The organism is Candidatus Cardinium hertigii, from assembly GCF_003176915.1.
Lineage (GTDB): Bacteria > Bacteroidota > Bacteroidia > Cytophagales > Amoebophilaceae > Cardinium > Cardinium hertigii_A.
In genome coordinates, this window is record NZ_CP029619.1 from 228,143 (window position 1) to 250,863 (window position 22,721).

Genomic DNA, 22,721 nt, shown 5'->3' on the forward strand with positions numbered 1-22,721 from the left:
AAAAGTTATCTCTAACAATACTGGGCGTATAGTCAAAGTCGTTTCCTCTGAAGGAAGAGGATATATCGTTCCAGTAATATAGAAAATTAAGGACGCATGATAAAATTAAAAGACGATTTTTAAGGATGAATTACCCTTTTGTAACGGACTTCCCCCCTCTCATTAATCTGTAATAAATTCCTCTAAACCAATAAAGGTTAACCCTATTTTAATGCCATACATATTCACAATCATGAATATTTAAAATTTTTGTTTATATTATTAAAATAGTATTGTATGAACTATGTCTAACGCCCTTTTTACACCTATTGAACCCAATGCAGCCCATTGGCCCATTAGTAAATTACATCAGCATCAAAAGGCTTTTTTACAAGAAGTAGTAGAGCGGACCATACTATCCTTGCGTACACGTTATGCAACAGACACAGCTCTCTATCATATGTTAACCCAAACTACTGCCAAAGAACTAGCTAGGATAGCAGCTGATCGATGGGTATGTGATCCACCAGATGACCAATTCTTTTGGGAAGATATAGAAAATGCACTTATACATAAAGTGGATGCAACGCTTCTACTAAACAAAATAGCAAGCCGTTATGTAAACGAGATAAGTAGTGATTTTAGTGTAACCCATTATAAATGGGTTTCTAAAGGAGTCCATACTGTTTTTACAAGTTTACTTAAACCCAGCTGCTTCAAGTTTAAAGGGAAACGGTGGATAAGTAAGCACAAAAGGCTTCATGAGAAATTGCATATAACCGGTGCATTGGATAGCATCCATGCATTAGCCCAAATAGGTACTATTGTTTTGGTCCCTACGCACACGAGTAATTGGGATTCTGTTGTTATAGGATTAGCTATGCAGCAGTTGGGCTTATCTCCTTTGAGTTGGGGAGCAGGATTAAATCTCTTTAATCATAAAGGGTTTCGCCATATCTTTAGTAAACTAGGCACGTATAAAATAGATCGACGTAAGAAGAACATCCCTTATTTACTAGCTCAAAAGCATTATACCCGTCTTACTGTAGAATGGCATTGCCCTACCCTATTTTATCCTGCTGGAACACGTAGCCGCTCAGGTACTATAGAATCCAACTTAAAATTAGGCTTATTAGGTACCCCATTTGAGGCACAAGCACATACCTTCCAGCAATATGGGCCCACAGCACATAAGATTTTTATGGTACCAGTGGTTCTTAATTACCATTGTGTTTTAGAGGCCCCTCAATTGATACAGGAGTGGATACATCCTGAAACTGCTAAACATGTAGCCAAAAGAGATTGTTGTTATAGCAACCTTTCGGTAAGTAAAAAGATACTATGTAAAGGCTCAGAAATATTCCTAAATATAGGGACTCCTTTAGATGTAATGGGTAACAAAGTGGATAAAGCAGGGAGAAGTTACCATGCGCAAGGACAAGAAATTGATCTTTACCAGCAGTTTTTAAAACTAGCAGGATCTACTACAAGTAAACAATCTGGTTATTACTTAAAAATATTAAGCCATACCATTGTGGATAGCTATAGCTGCCATAACCTTGTAGTGAGCAGCCATTTGGTTGCTTTTGTAGCTTATAAAATAGCACAAGGCAAGGAAGATTTCTCGATGCATTCAACAACAACCATAAAATTGGTTCGAGCCTCTTTTATGGTTGCATTGGAAAAAGTCTATCAAGCATTGCAACTGCTTTATGAACAAAAAAAAATAGATTTTACAGCCTTGGTACGCAAAAGCCATTTACCTGCTATTGTTGCAGATGGGCTTGCTAAATTAGGCGTATACCATGCTAAAACACCATTGGTAGCAGTAAAAAATGGGGACTTTCTCATTCAGGATCTCCCCCTATTGTATTACTACCACAACAGGTTAACAGGGTATGGACTTGAACAATTATTTCTTGCATAAGGGTTTACTACCTACCTGTGCTAGTTTTCATAGCCCCCTACAAAGGGTATACCCTTTTTGTAGCACCGACCATCCTTCGCTTTGGATTAATGTAGCAGACACCATAATACGCTGATGGTTCTGCTGCTTTAAATGACCTGCCTAAATAGCAAGACAAGTGCCTATCCCAATACAACCATGAACCAAGTCTATTTAGTATAGGCTACCCTTTTATCCCATTAAAAATCGCATGCTGCAGAAATTATATAAGAAAGGCCCCTATTAAGTACTAACAGAGTATTGATTGCTGATTGCAAAGAAAAGATAAAGTAATTTTTTCCATAAATTTTTTTAATGTAATAATAAAAGCTTAGCTATGATTCCTATTAATAAAGGCAATAATAAATCATCCTACTTTACCCTTTTATATACTCTCTTAGGAATAGGCTGTATAGCAGTAGCCACGATAAGTTGTATCAAGCAGCCATTAACTATGAAAGGATGTAGTACAACTAAAAATCAATGTGATAAAGGAAAAGAGGAAGGGAGTAAGAGCACTCCTGATAATTGTTGTAATAAAAATGAGATTTTATTTTCATTCCCTGTAGTATGTATTAATGATATAATGCTTTTTCCCAATTCTAAATTTTCCACAATAATAAAATTAATAATGCCAGACGAGCAAGCATCTTTACGTGATATATTAGAATTTATAACAAGAACTAACTTAAAGTCAGCAGGAGACTTCTTTTTATTTAGAGACAGAGGAAGCGGTGGGCAACAAGAACTAGAAGACCCAATTAGAAATATGCAAGAAATCATTAATAAATGTATTAATAATAAAATTAAAAATTTAGTTTCTAAGGCCATGCAGCACAAGGAAATGACTTATGGCGCATACATATGGAGATTTAATAAAGAAAAAAAACAGCTACATTTTGATATTGCCAAAGAACTAAAAAAGCAAGGTACTCGTAGGATCTCTTCTGAAGAGGAAAAGTCACTCCCTTTTGCAAATAAATGTGAAGAATGTAACCTTATGAATAAAATGGAGCCGCAATTGAACCATCTGATATCACTTCTATTTCAACAAGAAATCATAGCAAATAGAATAGCAATGAACCTATGTATGGATGCTAAGCAAGCTATAACAGATTTGGATAATACCGGTATACCATGTAACATATATAGGTATGAAATGCCTCGAAATGAATGGCGTGAACTATGTAGCGCGCTTACAACACAGTCCGTCGAAAAAGTAACAGAGCAATATGTAAAATTCTTGGAAGCTTGCATGAATCCGGCTGTTGATCGAAAAATACCAAATCTTACAAAAATTTTAGAAGAAAAAAATCAAGCGTATAACATAGATGCGGTATGCAAAGAAATAGGGGATGTATTCCCAACACAATTAAATATTACTCAAACTAAAAATAAAAATAAAACTATTAAAACTAAAAATCCGATTGCCTTTAAGTCAAAATCATTGTCCACAACGCTGCTCCCTGCTATTGACCAAGCAGAACAAAGCAGCAATAAACCGCTATTTGAGCAAATTGAGCTATTTGAGCAAATAAACCTATCGTTACTCCCTAACATGAATAGCCTAGATAAGCGGGTAGTGAAGTGGTCTAAAAACATGAATTGGCTTACAAAGTATTATCAGAAAGCAGAAGCCAATTCTTATGATGGGCAGTTTAAAGATAAAAATAAGGACTTAGCTACTTTAAGTGAAGAAAAAATCAAGCACGACATAACTCCTATCCACTTTTTGCTAGCATGTGCAGATGTAGATCATTATTTTCAGCGAAGAGATGACAAAGATAATACCAGAACAGCATTTATTATGATTGATAATCAACTAATAAAAAGATTCGGAATGGTAGATATAGCCCTAGCAGATAATATTATTTACCATCAGGCAATACGTTTCCCCGAAATAGTGGAAAAAACACTGCACTCCCCAATAGATAGCACAACTGAAATCTGTAAAGATACTGAAGAAGCTTATCAATATATAGAAGGAAGGTCTATAGTTAAGGACCTTACTACGCAAGCATATATTGTTCGCATTAAAGAAAAAGAAGAAAGATTTAGCAAAGATATTCATGTGTTCCCTTTCAGGATATATCGGTAATGGGGTAGCACTATCCTTTAATAGTTATCTATAAACTTTTTCTGTTTGCTATATTTTCTTTTTGAAAAGCCAGTGCTTGCCTCTTTTTTAAAGAGGCGCTTGTTTTGTTTCAACTTAATTAACCATAGCAGGAAAGGATCCTGCATCTGCTAAGGAGGTTAAAACCGTATAACCCACTTCCTCAACCGCAATAGTATGCTCAAAATGAGCTGAATTTTTCCCATCTTTTGTAACAATCGTCCATCCATCCGATAAGGTTTTAATAGCCCCCCCTCCTAAATTGCATATCGGCTCTATAGCTAATACCATTCCAGCCTTAAGTATAGGCCCTTCATTGGGTTTGCCATAATTAAGAATAATCGGAGGCTCGTGCAATGCGGTCCCTACACCATGTCCACTTAATTCCTTCACCACACTTAAATGGTGCTGCTTCGCATAGCTACCTATAGTATGTGAGATCGTAGTAAGATGTATCCCTGCCTTAATAACATTAAGCCCTTGCCACAAAGCCTGCTCTGTATGTTCTAACAGGAACTTTTGTTCTTCAGCAATAGACCCCACTCCATAAGTCCAAGCGCTATCACCAATATAGCCTTTGTATTGCACCCCTATATCAACCGTAACAATATCCCCTTCCTCTAGCAGACGACGGGTTGGAATACCATGTACTACGCCATTATTAATAGAAATACAGGTAGCATTAGGGAATCCTCTATACCCTTTAAAGGCAGGCTTTGCCTGGTTGCTACGGATTATCTCCTCCACCATCTCGTCTAGGAATAGACCACTAATACCCGGCTGAATGGCTTGTTGCAAGGCAGCATGACACAGTGCTACAATATGACCGGCCCATCTTAGTAACTTTAATTCTGAAGCAGTGCGGATGGCTATCATAAATGGCTAAAGTGGAGAATATCGGATTCGAACCGATGACCCCTTGCTTGCAAAGCAAGTGCTCTAGCCAGCTGAGCTAATTCCCCAATAAAAAGTGATGCAAGAAACGCAACCTGTTGAATTGCTAAAAACTATTAAACAAATATAAGGTTATAGCAGAGAAAAATCAAATTTAAGGATGCTAAAGGCTCCTAAAAAAGATGCTTTTTAAGGTTGGTTGCTATAAATTAGCACAAAAGATGGCAATGGTTTATTATTTCGTTATATTAACAATGTATGTGTAATGCGGTAGGATCATTGGATCGCATTTTAGGGCAACAGCATAAAATATATAGCAGCATTAGCCTTTACTATAAACTGGGAAAGTATGCGGCAGGCTGCAATGGCTATAACTTGCACGACAGATCAATAATTTATGGGTTTGATCCCATTAGAAACAAATGAAAGGTAAGGGTTCTCTTCCATCATAAATAAATGCAGCTTACCATAAAAAATTTATGAAATAAGCTAAATGAAAGGAAATTGTATTGCATCTCTCAAAATGTAAGCTGGCTGAAAAAAGACTCATTCAGTGAATAGCTTACGGGCGGTTATGCAATTAGCAAAGCTTTTTTGTACTAAAATATGGATTAACAGTGATTTAAAAAGATTGCGTATGTTATAATTTTACAAAGCGCTTCCTTTCTCCTGCTAAGGAAAACAGCAATGGGATAACAATATGGAAAACAGAAAGGTCAAGAAAGGGGGCTAGACCAAAAGTAGGGTAACCCATACAAAAATAAGTTATATCTGTTTAAAATACAGTATATTTGTTCATTATTGTTAAAATTTAGATTAAAAACAAGGAGTACTCATGGAATTTACGGTATCATCGGCTCTGCTATCGCAACAGCTAACGGCTATTAGCGGTGTTATAACACGTAATCCGATTGTGCCTATATTAGAAAATTTTCTTTTTCAGATAGATCATAATCGTTTAGTTGTTACAGCTTCTGACTTACAGACTTTTATTAGTGTTACCTTACCGATTCAATCGGATACACAAGCAAGTGTGGCCATACCTGCTCGCATATTACTGGATACAGTTAAAAACTTACCAGAACAGCTTATTAAATTGTCCATTAATCTTAGTAACTATACCATTTCCATTCAATCTGAGCATGGGTATTACAAATTGGCAGGGGAAAATGCCAACGATTTTCCACAATTAGCTACTATAAATGATGGCATTGCTTTAGATGTAGATGCAGCTGTGTACAAAAACATACTACAGAAAACCTTGTTTGTGACGAGCAGTGATGAATTGAAGCCTGCTATGTGTGGCGTTCATATGGAATTAACTGATAAACAAGCAACTTTTGTTGCTACCGATGGGCACCGTTTGGTAAGGTATATACGTAAGGATCTATCAGCAGCTACCCAAAAGGCTATTATTATGCCTAAGAAAGCCTTGATGCTTTTGCATGGCTTATTAAGTAGTAAAATGAAGCAGATGCATATTGCTTTTGATCCCTATAAAATCCAATTCGATATGGATAACATTAGTGTGATTACTAGATTAGTAGATGAACGTTATCCAGATTACGAGAATGTAATCCCAACAGAGCATAGCCGTAAACTGACTATCCATAGAGCTGCTTTGGTGAGCTCACTACGGCGTATTTCGATCTATGCGAATAGAGCGACCCACCAAGTAAAGCTGACGATACAGGATAACGTATTAACGCTCTCAGCAGAGGATTTGGATTTTTCCAATGAAGCCAAGGAAGAACTTATAGGTAGCTATGAGGGGTTGCCGCTGGAAATAGGATTTAATGCAAAACTTCTTTTGGATATGCTTACAAATATTACAGCCGAGGAGATAGAATTTCTTTTCTGGGAGGTTAATAAAGCGGTCTTAATCTTTCCTAAGGTTCAAGAGGAACATGAACATTTATTGTTATTAATCATGCCTATTATTTTCTAAATTATAGTAATCTATGTGCTATTTTATTCGTCTATTGGGTTTTGTTGCATGTTTAGGATGGTTTATACCAAATTACAGCCATGCAAAACCAATGAAACATGCCAACAAGCAACTTATTGTTTTGTTGAATGGATTATGTGATAAAGTTTCTACTTTTGATACCGTAAAACAAAAATTAGAAAAAGCCTTCCCTTCGGCTTCCATTATTGCCTTAACTAGTACAGAAGGTATGTTAAGTGTAATGCTTTCTATAAAAGAACAAGCAAAGGCTGCCTTCCAAGAATTAACTGATAAGGTAAATGATATACAAAGCAAATCTATTGTACTTATAGGCCATAGTCAGGGTGGTCTACGTGCTTATGCCTTGCTCAAACAATATGAAACGTTATTAAATATAAAAGGCCTTATTACTTTAGCTACCCCCTGGGAAGGGGCCCACGGGACTAAAGTAGATGGTAGCATGCTAAAACAACATTTAACAAAGGCTGTTTTAAATGACTTGCGTATGCTTGCACTTAACCTTGGCTATCCCTCGGATATGCTTATAAATCAGCTAAATATAACTATTCAAAAAAATCAAGAATTGCTATTTCTGCCTGGTGCCAAAGATTTAAAAATGGATAGTCTATTCTTAGATGAAATAAAAAAGACGCTCCTTCATGAGAAAGTCCCTATTTGGGCGATAGGGGGAATTCAAAATGATTTTGGAGCACTTTTACCTAGAAAAATAAAGCATAGGTTTATAGCATTGAACAGTATGTATACTTTTTTTATTGTTGGACAAGACGCACTTAACACTGCTTACCATGATATGAAAATACCACTTGCTAGCCAACATGCACGCAACTTTGTACCACAAAGCAAGAAAAACTTTAAAAGAATTAAGATTAGAAATGTATTTCATAGTACGCATGTTTGGCCTAAGTTAAACGTACCAGTAGGAAAATATATGCTTTCACATCCAGATGCATTACGAAAGATCATTACTTGTGCTAAAGAAGCATTTTCCCAAAAGTAAAGCTTATCTACGCTTTTCTATACTACTATTGGAGCAGTGTCTGAGTGGTTTAAAGTACCCGTCTCGAAAACGGATGTACCAAGTTATATATGGTACCGAGGGTTCGAATCCCTCCTGCTCCGCTAATGTACATTCACATTCTATTGGATAGGCAAGTATTTTTAAAATATGCTTAATCAGTAAAAAAATTATAAAAAGATATTGTATAAGCGCAACACATCAAAAAATGACACAAGCATTTATTGAAGAAACAACCAACTTTTTTATGCGAGCCTTGGGAGAAGCATATAGCATAAAAAATTAGCACAAGGTAGAACCTATAATAGCATACTTATAATCCCTCTCTCCTACGCTAATACACAGAAATATCCAATAGCATTACAGCGCTATAGGTACAAAAGTAAGACACAAGGAGCTAAAAGTTCATTCGCTGAAAAACGCAGGAGAAGATACAGGAGAACATAAATATGGTATAGTAATAATTTATTTGGAACATATTCAATAAATTATTACACTTCTATACTGTATCAGTATAAAATAGCTCTTCCTACAAGAAAGGTAGCGGGTATCCTAAATATAGGGAGCCACATATTACATAAACAATTTAAATGTATTTAAAGCATATGCAATCAAATTAAAGAGAAGGTATAAAGTGTTTATTGATTTTTTTTATAGCAATGGTAGTAGAAGGTTGTAATAACGGTATCATTATGAGAATGAATAATAAAACTGGCAATAGTGAAACAACAAGAAGCAAAGAAGAAAATACTAGCAATAAATACAACCTATTGCCTGTTTGTGCATCATCAAGTTTAAAAAAGTATGATACTATTTAATTTAAGGTAGTATTATGCTTGCATAAAGTTATTTGGTATTGGCCTACAGAAAAAAGGAGGCCATTGTCTTTAGAAGTAGCGCAAGCAGCAAGAGATATTTTAATTATGGGAAGGTAGCAGAGGTACGCTATCATGAAAGCTAATCACAATTATTTCAAATTAAACATAATATAATTTATGGGTTTAGATTGGATACCAATGAGAAAACCAAAGCCAGGTTTCGAGAAACGATTCAAACAGCTTTTACAATTGCTTGATGTTAATGGATATGTGGGGGATAAGGACAAGGATACGTCTGAGGAGGGAAAGGGTTTTCTTTCTCCCAGAGAGATATTATTAGTTGGGGGTCTGGTTGGAGGTATAGTTGGAGGTGCAATTGGAAATAGTTTTGGCTGTATGGTTAAAGATAAACTTGTGGGTATAGTTGGAGGTATAGTTGGAGGTATAGTTGGAGGTATAGTTGGAGGTATGGTTGGAAGTATGATTAGAAGCATAGATAGAAGCATGAATGAAGCTGTGGTTGGATGTATAGGAGGCGTTATATGTGGAAGTCTAGCATGTATAGGAGATGCATTTAAGGGTATATGTACGGGTATGTTTTTTGGTAGATATGTGGGTATACCTGTGAGTAGATTTGTTGCTATGGTTGGACGTATGGGTGAAACCCTGTACGATAATAGAGAAGAACTTCTTCAAGAATGGGAAGAGAGAGAAGAACTTCTTCAAGAATGGGAAGAAATATCCGATTCACACTGTGAAACAATAAAAGCACCAATGATTGGTAGAGATATTATTGCTGACAATTGGATAAGAGCAGCATACCAAAAAACAGACAAGACAATTTCTGAAGAGGAATTTATAAAAGAAAGTGAAGGTTACTACGTAGTTGAGTTAGCAGCGCAATCAGACGGGACTCCATTCTGTCTTCCTATGGCAGTTAAATACGATTGGATAAGAGAGGTATACAAAAAAAAGAGCGAAGATAATCCATATAATTATACGCTTGTAGGCCCCGTAGACTGCTATCATATTTTTTATGATGGATTCAAAAGTGGATTTCGTGCAAAAGCTTTGGAAGACTGCCTAGACTTGATTGGGGACGATTTATCTTCTGAAGCCTGGGGAAGCAAATTGGCAGATGAGACATTGCGTTATGGACAGCAACTTATGACAATTGCTGATAAAATTGCTTCTGCAAATAATATGTTTTATTTAAAAGAACAATTGAATTATCCAGAAGAAACAGAGGAAGAAATAGAGGAAGCAACATTAGAACAGAAAATATACACTCTTTATCAAGCAGCGAAGTGGCTTATTTTTTACGGTAAAAACGGACATGGATTTCATATTGATTTTTAATGTTAGCTAGCTATATTTGCTAGCTAAGGGTATCAAATAAGGGGTAGCTAACATAGCATAGGCATATTTATTATGCTAAAAGATTGCTATTGTAGCAGCTATTCAGTAACAAAAAAATAAAAGTACTATATCATTTAAAATGAGAAAGAAAAGAAATAATTCCAGGTTTACACTTATTTACTTACCTTTTTACTTACCTTTCTTGGCTATTTCTATTGGCTTTTAGTATTGTATACTTTTTTGCACTGGTTACTGTTTATCCAAACAAACTTTATTCCGTTAGAAGAATCGCTGCTTACAGTTGTGTTTCCTCTGCTATTATCCTGGATACCTATATACCTATGGTTAAATCCTAGCATTAAACTACTAAATTTAAGTTGTAGCCATTTAACTTTACGTGTTGTTGCCTGGCTGGTTATAGGACTACCAACTATATTTGCTCAAGATTACTTGGTAAAAGCAACAAGCAAATTAACACAGTTGGATAACATTACACTGTTTGAAAAATCGGCACCAAAAAAATACTATTCGCTTGATCACTATTATATTGACAAAACACGTATAGGTATTAAACATACAACTACTAGTACCGGCAGAAGAAACGAAACACTGGATTTATGCATTTATGTAACACTTCCAATTCTTACCAATTGGACCGATATTGCAAAAAGAGAATATCCCTACTGGCTTGGGAAAAAGTATACAAAAACAATTAGTAATCGGCTAAGTGATCAGGAAAAGGAATTTAAATGGAACGCATTTTATTGGGCAGGAAATTACTGAACGGATTAATAGTAATAATCTTACTAATATTAAATTAGAATTTTTTTGCATATTCTATAAAAAAAGTAAATAAATGCCTATATTACAATTGGCTTTGATATAGGATATAGACTTAGCTGAAAATTATCTATCGTATATCGTACTTTTGGCCCAGAACTTCTAGTTATTGTATTAGATTAACAATTGGTTGTCTGGTTGAGCCTAATCTTAATAAGATATGGTGTAATTATAATTTTTATTAGTTATAATTACCCTAATTTTAGGCGGATGTTTATGTAGTTGCGTGTTGCATTGCCCTCTACTGCCACTTTGTTTATACATTTTTTTTAAAATTGTTATTATATGAATTACACGTTTTTATCTAGTTTAGTATTAGCTGTTTGTATGCATGTACTATATGCTAAAGCTGATCAAAACCAACCTCCATACAACGCTGTGCATCCTTACGAAATATACAAGTTTGGCAAGGATGATGCGTCTATAGAGCGTAGCATACGTTTTGCAAAAGAGCATAACGTAGCCCATATATCCTATGTGGGGCCTATTCGTCCTACATATATGGCTATGCTGTTTAACCTTCTGAAAGATTTTAAGCTTAAATATTTGAGTCTAGGTTGTATAGATGGTGGTAGCGTTGGGAATGAGGATATAGAAATTTTGGTAAGCGAATTCCCAAATCTTCAATATTTGCGTCTATACCACAATAAAATCGGAAGTAAAGGTGCAGAAACTTTGGCGAAAAAACTTAAAGTAGTTCAACATTTGAATCTAGGTAGTGGTAACATTGGGGATAAAGGTGCTGAAGCTTTAGCAAACGGATTCCCAAAGCTTCAGGAGTTGCATCTAGCTTCTAATAAAATTGGAAATAAAGGTGCAGAAGGATTGGTAAAAGGATTTCCAAAGCTTCAATATTTGGATTTGGATGGTAATAGTATTGGGAATGAAGGTATAAAAGCTTTAGTAAACGGATTTCCAAATCTGCATGAGTTACATCTAGCATCTAATAAAATTGGAGATAAAGGTGCAGAAGTTGTAGCAAGCGGATTCCCAAAGCTTCAACGGTTGTATCTAGCGTCTAATAAAATTGGGCATAAAGGTGCAGAAGTTTTAGCAAGCGGATTCCCAAAGCTTCAATATTTGGATTTAAATGGTAATAGTATTGGTAATAAAGGTATAAAAGCTTTGGTAAACGGATTTCCAAATCTTCATGAGTTGCATCTGGCATCTAATAAAATTGGGGATAAAGATGTTAAAGAGTTGGCAAAAGGATTTCTAGAGCTTCAATATTTGAATTTAGATGGTAATAAAATTGGGAATGAAGGTATAAAAGCTTTAGCAAGCGGATTCCAAAAGCTTAGGAAATTGCATTTAGCGTCTCATAAAATTGGGGATGAGACTATTAAAATTTTAGTAAATGGATTCCCATATCTTCAGGAGCTGCATTTAGCGTCTAATAACGTTGGAGATAAAGGAGTAAAAGTTTTGTCAAACGGATTCCCAAATCTTCAGCGATTACATCTAAAGTCTAATAAAATTGGGAATGAAGGTATAAAAGCTTTGGTAAGCGGATTCCCAAAGCTTCAGGAATTGTATCTAGATGGTAATAACATTGGGGATGAGGTTATTGAAATTTTAGTAAGTGGACTGCCAGATCTTCAGGAGCTACATTTAGCGTCTAATAAAATTGGGAATAAAGGTGCCGAAGCTTTGGCAAGCGGATTCCCAAAGCTCCGGCAATTGTATCTAGCATCTGATAAAATTGGGAACGAAGGTGCAGAAGCCTTAGCAAAGGGGCTTCCCATGCTTCAACAGTTACGTCTAAAGTCTAATAGCATTGGGTATGTAGGTGCAAAAGCTTTGGCGAAGGGATTCCCAAATATTCAGCAGTTGTATTTACATTCTGATGGCATTCCGTATGAATTTGTAAAAATTTTAGAGGAAACAACTCATCTTCAAGTGTTAAGTAATAATGAAAGCAAGGAAATTGGAAAGGGAATTGGCAGGGCAATTGGAAAGGGAGTTGGCAAGGAAATTGGAAAGGGAATTGGGAGAGGCATTATTAATCTATTTACGTAATATTTCATGTATTCCCAATAGGAATACATGGGGTTTGTAAAGAGCCATATAGAGAAGTAGGTGCTAAGGATATATATGTATTATTGGTAAGTAAAAACACGGACCAATTGGATCCTTTGCTCAGAAGGGGCATAAACCCTTTGAAGAAAGTTTATGAGATGGCCTGGGCTCTTAGTGGGAATCTTTTGATATAGTTATCCTATTTGTATTTGTGAATGATTTAAAGTGCATTCATTGCGTAGCCTTTTATAGGAAAAATAAGCAGGTTAGCGTAAGATAGATTGTGGCGTATGGGCTACTCGTCATATCGCTTTAACGTTAGTAGGCGTTATCCATTTGGGTATGGTAATAAGCTACTAATTTATAATAATACACCATGGAGCATTGCCTACGTATTATGCAATGGACTATAGCTGAGGTGGTAACGCGCTTCCATGCTTAGCCTATCTGGCTGATGATCGTACGGTTGCAACCCATCTTTGTAGCCCTATCTCTGCCTACTTTACTTGCTGTAGTTAGATCCTTATGCTGCTTTTTGTACATTAATAGAGGAAATAGCACAAAAAAATCGCTTATTTTCTAGTATTGTTCATAAAGCGGTATTGCTTTTTATTAGGGTTGAACGAGAACCATTGCGTTATGGTTGGCTCAATTTTTTTATGAGCTAAAATATGATTTTCTCTCTGTTTTTCATATTTTTTAGCTAATTTGACTATACTACTATTTAAACTAACTAGAAGGGACCTCTTCACAAATGCGCTGCATTTCTGCTAGCCATTACTGAGGTGCCTTATGGCTTCCCCCCACGGTATATAAAATAAAGTTTCTTTAGGCTATACGCTGTTGATCGGATGGCTTACGGGCAAGATAACGTACGCATGTTATGCACTCTATCTACCAGTTTAACTTGGATAACACGTATATCTGAACATGCATCAAGTATGCCTTGCGTTGCTATAGCATCCCATTTCCACGGATACCCATTGGTAGGTATTATAGCAAGTACCTTTATCTACGATAGCAGCTACTTCTGGTCCATACATCAATGCTATCTGATGAAGCGCAATAGGCGTATTCCCACGATATCATGCAACAAACCAGACAGGGATGGTAGCGGGATCCTTGGTAACCTCCAACAGCAGTATAGCCACCGCCATTGGATGGGTATAGTAAGGAGCAGCTGACTGATGCCTAACGAGACCGTGGGCCTTTTTAATAAAGGAAATGGTTTGTAATATGTTTTTTTTCTAAGGTGCGTTGAGCCATAAGCAAGATTAGCAATTCTTTCTCTTGCACTAATCTATCCGATTCCAAGGCAGTATACGCAAAAATTTATTATACGTATTCTCATTAATAGTTATTACATATGTGCCATTCGTATCCTTATATAAGGATCTATTTGAGACAAGCACTGGTACTGATTGTTCCGGCTGTTTTTCAGGTGTATCTGAAGAATTCTCATGCTTAAAGATAGTTTCCAACTCATCTAGACAACGGAACATCTGGTGATAGATCATTTCCTTCCCCCCTACGGTTTCTGTTATAGCAATATCTATTATGCCTTGCTGCCTCTTACCATTATTATCAGATAAAACAGCTAAGGCTGATTGTCGTCTGTTAATCTTACCAGTGCTACTAATAGTGTTACCAAGGGTAAAAAAGTAATCCGCTTTATCCGGTTGCTTTGTAATCTGTCCAACAGGACGTACGTCATGCCGAAACTTTTCTTCTGTTACTTTTTCAGGTGAAGAATTAACTTTCTTATACTTAAGATCTGGTCCTGTTGATACATTCCGAAAATACGCTAATAAATCATCTGGATCTTGCTCCCATTTTTTTACCCTAGAATGATATTCAAATGGATCTGGAACAAGTCTATTATTAGATTTTTTATTTTGACAACGATCCGTTATTGTTTTTGATATTAATTCACTTTCAGTATTATTTGTACTAGAACTACGTTTTTCTATTGGTTTTTTATGCCCTTGCTTATTCATTTTAGCTTTCTTCGTCTTAGACAAGTTTGCTTTTTTTTCTTTTTCAGTCTGATTTAATCCTAATGCTTTTAACAAATCCTCTATAGGTTTTGAAGCTTCTTTCTCATTGAGGTATTCTTTGAAAGATTGTGGTTTATTTTTTGCACTTTCTTCATAAGCTTGATACAATTGATTTGCCTCATCCTCACCTTTTTGATCACGTATATTATCACGTGTAGCTTTATTTTCTTGATTTATTTTATCCCTCTTAGAAAAAAAATCTTTTAAAGTACCTCTACTACCATTTTTTTTAAAGGCTGTATAGATTTTTGCTACATAGGATGAGGTATGATTATTAGAACAAACGCTGTCAATCAAAAATTGAAATTCTTCCATGGAAATATCTAAAGTTAGTTCTCCAGTAAAATCCAATTTTTTATTTTCTTTTTGTCTTGTCGTCAATGAACTAATTAATAGATTTTTACTAATTGCTTTATCTTGAAATATCGCTGAAACTATCTCAGATGAAACGGTATAATATTTTATAGAAACTTGCTTCTCTGCTTCTTCACACATCTTCCCCATTATAAGTTTTATTATTTTCTTTTCAGCATCTTCATAATTACTATACCCATATTTTTCAGCATCGAATTGATCAAGGTTATTATAAAGTTGCTGATTTATATACATTAGTATATTTTTAAAAGTCCACTGCCATAATTCTCCCACAGTGATACCATTGGCTTTCCCTTGGTCTAGTTTTTTTTTCAAAGCATTTGCAAACTTTTTCGGGAGCCCCTTTAATGAGCAAATATCTGTAAAAAACTTCTTAAAGAAGAGAATCCCTGTAATCTGGATGTTTTCCGATTTCAAATGCCTTATATTATGGTCCAAATTTTGTATATGTATGTTATACGCATCACGCATGACTTCGATCAAACGGTCTAAAAAGGATAATATTTTCTTAACAAGATAACTTTCTACTTCTTCTTGATATTCTTTAGGTATATCTTTGAGTATTGTATTGGGAAGCACTAGGTACTCATAATTATGTAAAGAATAAATGGTAAGGCATGGTATTTCCTTAGCTCCAGAATTCATAAATTTTCCTAATTGCGTATTAGGGTCTATATGCATGCTCGTAGATTGCGTATTAGGGTCTATATGCATGCTCGTAGATTGAGATTGATGCATATTGTTATGCAGCTGATTACAACTACTGAACATACATCCTACCATACAATATAAAAAACCGATTACGAGTCTATAAGGAGTATATATACTAAACATAACTGCACTATTTATATTAATTAATTTTCTGATGCGCGATAATTCGTAAATCAAATCATAATTATTATGATTCTGTTTATCAAATTTCCGTTATTTTACATGGAAAAACAAGAAAAACACCATGAAATTTACATCAAGCCTACTATAATAAGGAATTCTTAGGTTCTTTTTACAAAGACCTTTGACTTCCTAGTATTTTTTAAGCAACGTAAAAAGGAGACATTTTGATATACCAAATACTCAAATACATAAAGTTCCCTCCTTTATATGTGGCAATAGAAAACAACCATGTAATAAATTGTATTACCGCTTTAATTGAGAAAAAAGAGGTCAATATAAACCTGCAAGACAATAAAGAGAAAACTCCTTTACAGCTGGCTGCAGAAAATGGACGTGAAGGAGTATACATTAGATTTTTAATTAATAAAGGGGCTAATAGAAACCTGCCAGATAATAATAACCTCACTCCTTTAGATATGGCTGAAAGATATAGTAGAGATGCAAATTGCATAAACGCTTTAACGCATCATAGCGCCAAGGAAAACCAAACAAATGCAGCATATAAAGACAATGCGCATATAAAATCTTTTGTGATAGCAATGGAAAATTCAGATCAAAAAGATAGTAATGGACAGGCTTCTTTACCTATGGTAGCTAATGCGTCACAAGCTAAAACAAGAAAGGTTGAAGTAAAGGTTGAAATAAAGGTTGAATAATTGCATTATTGTGAAAAAAGCTTGCTCCTTAGTAAATCAGTAGGCGTAATTAGATTAAAGTCTGGTAGTCAGCTATAAGGAATTTTTCCTAATGGGTTGCTATCGTTCTTTCCCCTATTTAGATATCCATGCTTGTTCCGTGAAGCTATAATCAAATCCGGACGTGCTTATATTCAGCAATGTTTCTAATAATATAATGTATGATTTGTATAGCTTTTGCATTTGTACAAGTTTAAAATACTATGTAAATTAGGTGTTAATAAACACGCAAAAAGAATTAAAAAGCATAATAATTAAGTAAATGCAAAGTATAGCACACGTAGCGTAAAATTTTAAAAAATTTATAGAGATGAAAATAATAAAATTTATTTATTATCCAAGCAATAAGCAAATGGTACATGTCTTTATACAAAAAGTTAGCCAGGTATTATTTTGGGGATTCAGCTTTATTTTTATCTGTAGTTGTAGCAAGCAACTACACCAGGTTCATCCAGAGCACGGTCAAACAATTTTGTTCATTTCAAATTTACATGAGGCTGTAAACCATAAAATTGTAGATTGTATTAAAAATTTCATTAAGAAAAAAGGAGCCAATGTAAACCTGCAAGACGATAAAGGACAAACTCCTTTACATCTGGCAGCAGTAGATGGATATAAAGAAGGCATTAAACTTTTAATTGAGAACGGAGCCAATGTAAACCTGCAAGACGATAAAGGACAAACCCCTTTACATCTGGCTGCATTCAATGGACGTGACAATTGTATTCCCGTTTTAATTGATAACGGGGCCAATGTAAACCAAGAGGACAATATCAAACAAACTCCTTTACATCTGGCTGCAGAAAATGGACGTGACAATTGTATTCCCGTTTTAATTGATAACGGGGCCAATGTAAACCAAGAGGACAGGTATCAGCATACTCCTTTACATCTGGCTGCAGCTAAGGGAGAAGAAGCATGCATTAGGTATTTAATTAAGAAAAAGGCCGATGTAAACCCAAAAGACAATATCAAACGAACTCCTTTACATCTGGCTGCAATAAATGGATGTGACAATTGTATTCCCGTTTTAATTGATAACGGGGCTGATGTAAACCTGAAAGACGATAATGGCCTCATTCCTTTACATTTGGCTGCATTCAATGGACATGAAACATGCATTAGACTTTTAATTAATAATAAAGAGGCTGATGTAAACCTGCCAGATAATAATGGCCTCATTCCTTTACATTATGCTGTAGAAAATGGACGTGACAATTGTATTCCCGTTTTAATTGATAAAATTGATAAAGGGGCCAATGTAAACCTGCAAAATAATAAAGGACAAACTCTTTTACATCATGCTGTAGCCCGTGGAGATGAAAAATTCATTAAGCTTTTAATTGAGAAAGGGGCTAATGTAAACATACAAGACAATAACAAAAGAACTCCTTTACATTATGCTGTAGCCCGTGGAGATGAAAAATTCATTAAGCTTTTAATTGAGAACGGGGCTAATGTAAACATACAAGATAATAACCAACAAACTCCTTTACATTATGCTGCAGCCCGTGGAAATTACAAATTCATTAAGCTTTTAATTGAGAACGGGGCTAATGTAAACCTGCAAGACAATAACAAAAAAACTCTTTTACATCATGCTGTAGCCCGTGGAGATGAAAAATTCATTAAGCTTTTAATTGAGAACGGGGCTAATGTAAACCAAGAGGACAGGTATCAGCATACTCCTTTACATCTGGCTGCAGCTAAGGGAGAAGAAGCATGCATTAGGTATTTAATTAAGAAAAAGGCCGATGTAAACCCAAAAGACAATATCAAACGAACTCCTTTACATCTGGCTGCAATAAATGGACATGACAATTGTATTCCCGTTTTAATTGATAACGGGGCTGATGTAAACCTGAAAGACGATAATGGCCTCATTCCTTTACATTATGCTGCATTCAATGGACATGAAACATGCATTAGACTTTTAATTAATAATAAAGAGGCTGATGTAAACCTGCCAGATAATAATGGCCTCATTCCTTTACATTATGCTGCATTCAATGGACATGAAACATGCATTAGACTTTTAATTAATAATAAAGAGGCTGATGTAAACCTGCCAGATAATAATGGCCTCATTCCTTTACATTATGCTGTAGAAAATGGACGTGACAATTGTATTCCCGTTTTAATTGATAAAGGGGCCAATGTAAACCTGCAAAATAATAAAGGACAAACTCTTTTACATTATGCTGCAGCCCGTGGAGATGAAAAATTCATTAAGCTTTTAATTGAGAACGGGGCTAATGTAAACATACAAGACAATAACAAAAGAACTCCTTTACATTATGCTGTAGCCCGTGGAGATGAAAAATTCATTAAGCTTTTAATTGAGAACGGGGCTAATGTAAACATACAAAATAATAATGGCCTCACTCCTTTACATTATGCTGCAGCCCTTGGAAATGACAAATCCATTAAGCTTTTAATTGAGAACGGGGCTAATGTAACCCTGCAAGACAAAGAAGGAAAAACTCTTTTACATCTGGCTGTAGCCCGTGGAGATGAAAAATTCATTAAGCTTTTAATTGAGAACGGGGCTAATGTAAACATACAAGACAATAACAAAAGAACTCCTTTACATTATGCTGCAGCCCTTGGAAATTACAAATTCATTAAGCTTTTAATTGATAAAAGGGCTAATGTAACCCTGCAAGACAAAGAAGGAAAAACTCCTTTATATTATGCTGAATTAAAGGGACATAAAGCATGTAGTAGACTTTTAATTGAGAACGGGGCTAATGTAAACCTGCAAGACAAAGAAGGAAAAACTCTTTTACATCATGCTGTAGCCCGTGGAGATGAAAAATTCATTAAGCTTTTAATTGAGAACGGGGCTAATGTAAACCTGCAAGACAAAGAAGGAAAAACTCTTTTACATCATGCTGTAGCCCGTGGAGATGAAAAATTCATTAAGCTTTTAATTGAGAACGGGGCTAATGTAAACCTGCAAAATAATAAAGGACAAACTCTTTTACATTATGCTGCAGCCCGTGAAAATGACAAATTCATTAAGCTTTTAATTGAGAACGGGGCTAATGTAAACATACAAGACAATAACAAAAGAACTCCTTTACATTATGCTGCAGCCCTTGGAAATTACAAATTCATTAAGCTTTTAATTGATAAAAGGGCTAATGTAACCCTGCAAGACAAAGAAGGAAAAACTCCTTTATATTATGCTGAATTAAAGGGACATAAAGCATGTAGTAGACTTTTAATTGAGAACGGGGCTAATAGAAACCTGCCAGATAATAATAACCTCACTCCTTTAGATGCAGCATATAAAGACAATGCGCATATAAAATCTTTTGTGATAGCAATGGAAAATTCAGATCAAAAAGATAGTAATGGACAGGCTTCTTTACCTATGGTAGCTAATGCGTCTCAAGCTAAAAAAAGAAAGGTTGAAGTAAAGGTTGAAATAAAGGTTGAATAATTGCATTATTGTGAAAAAAGCTTGCTCCTTAGTAAATCAGTAGGCGTAATTAGATTAAAGTCTGGTAATCAGATATAATGAACTTATTCTAGTGGGTTGCTATCGTTCTTTCCCCTATTTAGATATCCATGCTTGTTCCGTGAAGCTATAATCAAATCTGAACGTGCTTATATTCAACAATGTTTCCAATAATATAACGTATGATTTGTATAGCTTTTGCATTTGTACAAGTTTAAAATATTATGTAAATAAGATGTGAGGAATAAACACACAAAAAAAGAATTAAAAAGCATAATAATAATGCAAAGTATAGCACATGTAGCATAAAATTTTAAAAAATTTATATAAACCAGCTGTAAGAGATGAAAAGAATAAAATTGATTTATTATCCAAGCAATAAGCAAATGGTACATGTCTTTATACAAAAAGTTAGCCAGGTATTATTTTGGGGATTCAGCTTTATTTTTATCTGTAGTTGTAGCAAGCAACTACACCAGGTTCATCCAGAGCACGGTCAAACAATTTTGTTCATTTCAAATTTACATAAGGCTGTAGACCATAGAATTGTAGATTGTATTAAAAATTTCATTAAGAAAAAAGGAGCCAATGTAAACCTGCAAGACGATAAAGGACAAACCCCTTTACATCTGGCTGCAGTAGATGGATATAAAGAAGGCATTAAGCTTTTAATTGAGAACGGAGCCAATGTAAACCTGCAAGACGATAAAGGACAAACCCCTTTACATCTGGCTGCATTCAATGGACGTGACAATTGTATTCCCGTTTTAATTGATAACGGGGCCAATGTAAACCAAGAGGACAGATATCAGCAAACTCCTTTACATCTGGCTGCAATAAATGGACGTGACAATTGTATTCCCGTTTTAATTGATAAAGGGGCCAACGTAAACCAAGAGGGCAGGTATCAGCAAACTCCTTTACATCTGGCTGCAATAAATGGATATGAAACATGCATTAGACTTTTAATTAATAAAGAGGCCGATGTAAACCGGCAAGATAATAATGGCTTCACTCCTTTACATTATGCTGCAATAAATGGACGTGACAGTTGTATTCCCGTTTTAATTGATAACAGGGCTAATGTAAACCTGCCAGATAGTAAAGGAAAAACTCCTTTACATCTGGCTGCACTCAATGGATATGAAACATGCATTAGACTTTTAATTAATAAAGAGGCCGATGTAAACCGGCAAGATAATAATGGCTTCACTCCTTTACATTATGCTGCAATAAATGGACGTGACAGTTGTATTCCCGTTTTAATTGATAACAGGGCTAATGTAAACCTGCCAGATAGTAAAGGAAAAACTCCTTTACATTATGCTGCAGAATATAACAGAGAAGAATTCATGAATCTTTTAATTGATAATGGGGCCAATGTAAACCTGCAAGATAATAATGGCCTCACTCCTTTACATTATGCTGCAGCCCTTGAAAATGACAAATTCATTAAGCTTTTAATTGAGAACGGGGCTAAGGTAAACCTGCAAGACAATAACAAACAAACTCTTTTACATCATGCTGTAGCCCGTGGAGATGAAAAATTCATGAATCTTTTAATTGAGAACGGGGCTAAGGTAAACATACAAGACAATAACCAACAAACTCCTTTACATCTGGCTGCAATAAATGGACATAAAGTATCCATTAGATTTTTAATTATTTTAATTAATAAGGCCAATGTAAACCTGCAAGATAATAATGGCTTCACTCCTTTACATCTGGCTGCAATAAATAGACATGAAGCATGCATTAAGCTTTTAATTGATAAAAGGGCTAATGTAACCCTGCAAGACAAAGAAGGAAAAACTCCTTTATATTATGCTGAATTAAAGGGACATAAAGCATGTAGTAGACTTTTAATTGAGAACGGGGCTAATAGAAACCTGCCAGATAATAATAACCTCACTCCTTTAGATATGGCTGAAAGATATAGTAGAGATGCAAATTGTATAAACGCTTTAACGCATCATAGCGCCAAGGGAAACCAAACAAATGCAGCATATAAAGACAATGCGCATATAAATTCTTTTGTGATAGCAATGGAAAATTCAGATCAAAAAGATAGTAATGGACAGGCTTCTTTACCTATGGTAGTTGATAACAATAATGCGTCTCAAGCTAAAAAAAGAAAGGTTGAAGTAAAGGTTGAAATAAAGGTTGAATAATTGCATTATTGTGAAAAAAGCTTGCTCCTTAGTAAATCAGTAGGCGTAATTAGATTAAAGTCTGGTAATCAGATATAATGAACTTATTCTAATGGGTTGCTATCGTTCT

At 35.1% G+C, this 22,721-nt stretch carries 13 protein-coding genes and 2 tRNA genes; 12 read left to right on the forward strand and 3 right to left on the reverse strand.

The window, feature by feature from the left end; translation table 11 throughout:
- Positions 1-283 precede the first annotated feature (283 nt).
- Both DK880_RS00980 and DK880_RS00985 read left to right on the forward strand, forming a co-directional pair.
- Positions 284-1,906, forward strand: a complete 1,623-nt coding sequence (locus DK880_RS00980) for a 1-acyl-sn-glycerol-3-phosphate acyltransferase (protein WP_109996984.1) — start codon at positions 284-286, stop codon at positions 1,904-1,906.
- A 355-nt stretch (positions 1,907-2,261) separates the two neighbouring features.
- Entirely contained in the window at positions 2,262-4,022 is a 1,761-nt protein-coding gene (locus DK880_RS00985) for a hypothetical protein (protein ID WP_109996985.1), read from the forward strand.
- A 114-nt stretch (positions 4,023-4,136) separates the two neighbouring features.
- On the opposite strand, the gene map is transcribed toward DK880_RS00985, so the two are convergent.
- Both map and DK880_RS00995 read right to left on the reverse strand, forming a co-directional pair.
- Positions 4,137-4,916, reverse strand: a complete 780-nt coding sequence (map, locus tag DK880_RS00990) for a type I methionyl aminopeptidase (protein ID WP_109996986.1) — start codon at positions 4,914-4,916, stop codon at positions 4,137-4,139.
- Between the two features lie 12 nt (positions 4,917-4,928).
- Positions 4,929-5,002, reverse strand: a tRNA-Ala gene (locus DK880_RS00995).
- Between the two features lie 767 nt (positions 5,003-5,769).
- Here DK880_RS00995 and dnaN point away from each other — a divergent pair.
- From dnaN to DK880_RS01025, 7 genes are all read left to right on the forward strand, one after another.
- Entirely contained in the window at positions 5,770-6,882 is a 1,113-nt protein-coding gene (gene dnaN, locus DK880_RS01000; protein WP_109996987.1) for a DNA polymerase III subunit beta, read from the forward strand.
- Between the two features lie 13 nt (positions 6,883-6,895).
- Positions 6,896-7,900 carry an esterase/lipase family protein gene (locus tag DK880_RS01005; RefSeq protein WP_109996988.1) on the forward strand — a complete coding sequence of 335 codons (1,005 nt, stop codon included), beginning with the start codon at positions 6,896-6,898 and terminating at the stop codon, positions 7,898-7,900.
- A gap of 30 nt (positions 7,901-7,930) precedes the next feature.
- Positions 7,931-8,022 (forward strand) — tRNA-Ser (locus tag DK880_RS01010).
- Between the two features lie 537 nt (positions 8,023-8,559).
- Positions 8,560-8,736, forward strand: a complete 177-nt coding sequence (locus DK880_RS05095) for a hypothetical protein (RefSeq protein WP_204082277.1) — start codon at positions 8,560-8,562, stop codon at positions 8,734-8,736.
- 177 nt (positions 8,737-8,913) lie between these two features.
- Positions 8,914-10,095 (forward strand): hypothetical protein, encoded by a 1,182-nt coding sequence (locus DK880_RS01015; protein WP_109996989.1) that lies wholly within the window; start codon positions 8,914-8,916, stop codon positions 10,093-10,095.
- A gap of 240 nt (positions 10,096-10,335) precedes the next feature.
- On the forward strand, positions 10,336-10,878 hold the full coding sequence (locus tag DK880_RS01020) for a hypothetical protein (RefSeq protein WP_162534077.1): 543 nt from the start codon (positions 10,336-10,338) through the stop codon (positions 10,876-10,878).
- A 384-nt stretch (positions 10,879-11,262) separates the two neighbouring features.
- Positions 11,263-12,954 (forward strand): leucine-rich repeat domain-containing protein, encoded by a 1,692-nt coding sequence (locus DK880_RS01025; RefSeq protein WP_162534078.1) that lies wholly within the window; start codon positions 11,263-11,265, stop codon positions 12,952-12,954.
- 1,295 nt (positions 12,955-14,249) lie between these two features.
- Here DK880_RS01025 and DK880_RS01035 read toward each other — a convergent pair.
- Positions 14,250-16,031 (reverse strand): DUF1609 domain-containing protein, encoded by a 1,782-nt coding sequence (locus DK880_RS01035; protein WP_162534079.1) that lies wholly within the window; start codon positions 16,029-16,031, stop codon positions 14,250-14,252.
- Positions 16,032-16,444: 413 nt separating this feature from the next.
- Here DK880_RS01035 and DK880_RS01040 point away from each other — a divergent pair, with 413 nt between their 5' ends.
- The 3 genes from DK880_RS01040 to DK880_RS01050 all read left to right on the forward strand — a co-directional run bounded on the left by DK880_RS01040 (position 16,445) and on the right by DK880_RS01050 (position 22,612).
- Positions 16,445-16,936, forward strand: a complete 492-nt coding sequence (locus DK880_RS01040; protein ID WP_162534080.1) for an ankyrin repeat domain-containing protein — start codon at positions 16,445-16,447, stop codon at positions 16,934-16,936.
- Between the two features lie 349 nt (positions 16,937-17,285).
- Positions 17,286-20,423: an ankyrin repeat domain-containing protein gene (locus DK880_RS01045; RefSeq protein WP_109996995.1), complete on the forward strand. Its 3,138-nt coding sequence runs from the start codon at positions 17,286-17,288 to the stop codon at positions 20,421-20,423.
- A gap of 362 nt (positions 20,424-20,785) precedes the next feature.
- A complete protein-coding gene (locus DK880_RS01050; RefSeq protein ID WP_109996996.1) occupies positions 20,786-22,612 on the forward strand; it encodes an ankyrin repeat domain-containing protein in 1,827 nt (608 codons plus the stop codon).
- The last annotated feature ends 109 nt before the right edge of the window (positions 22,613-22,721 follow it).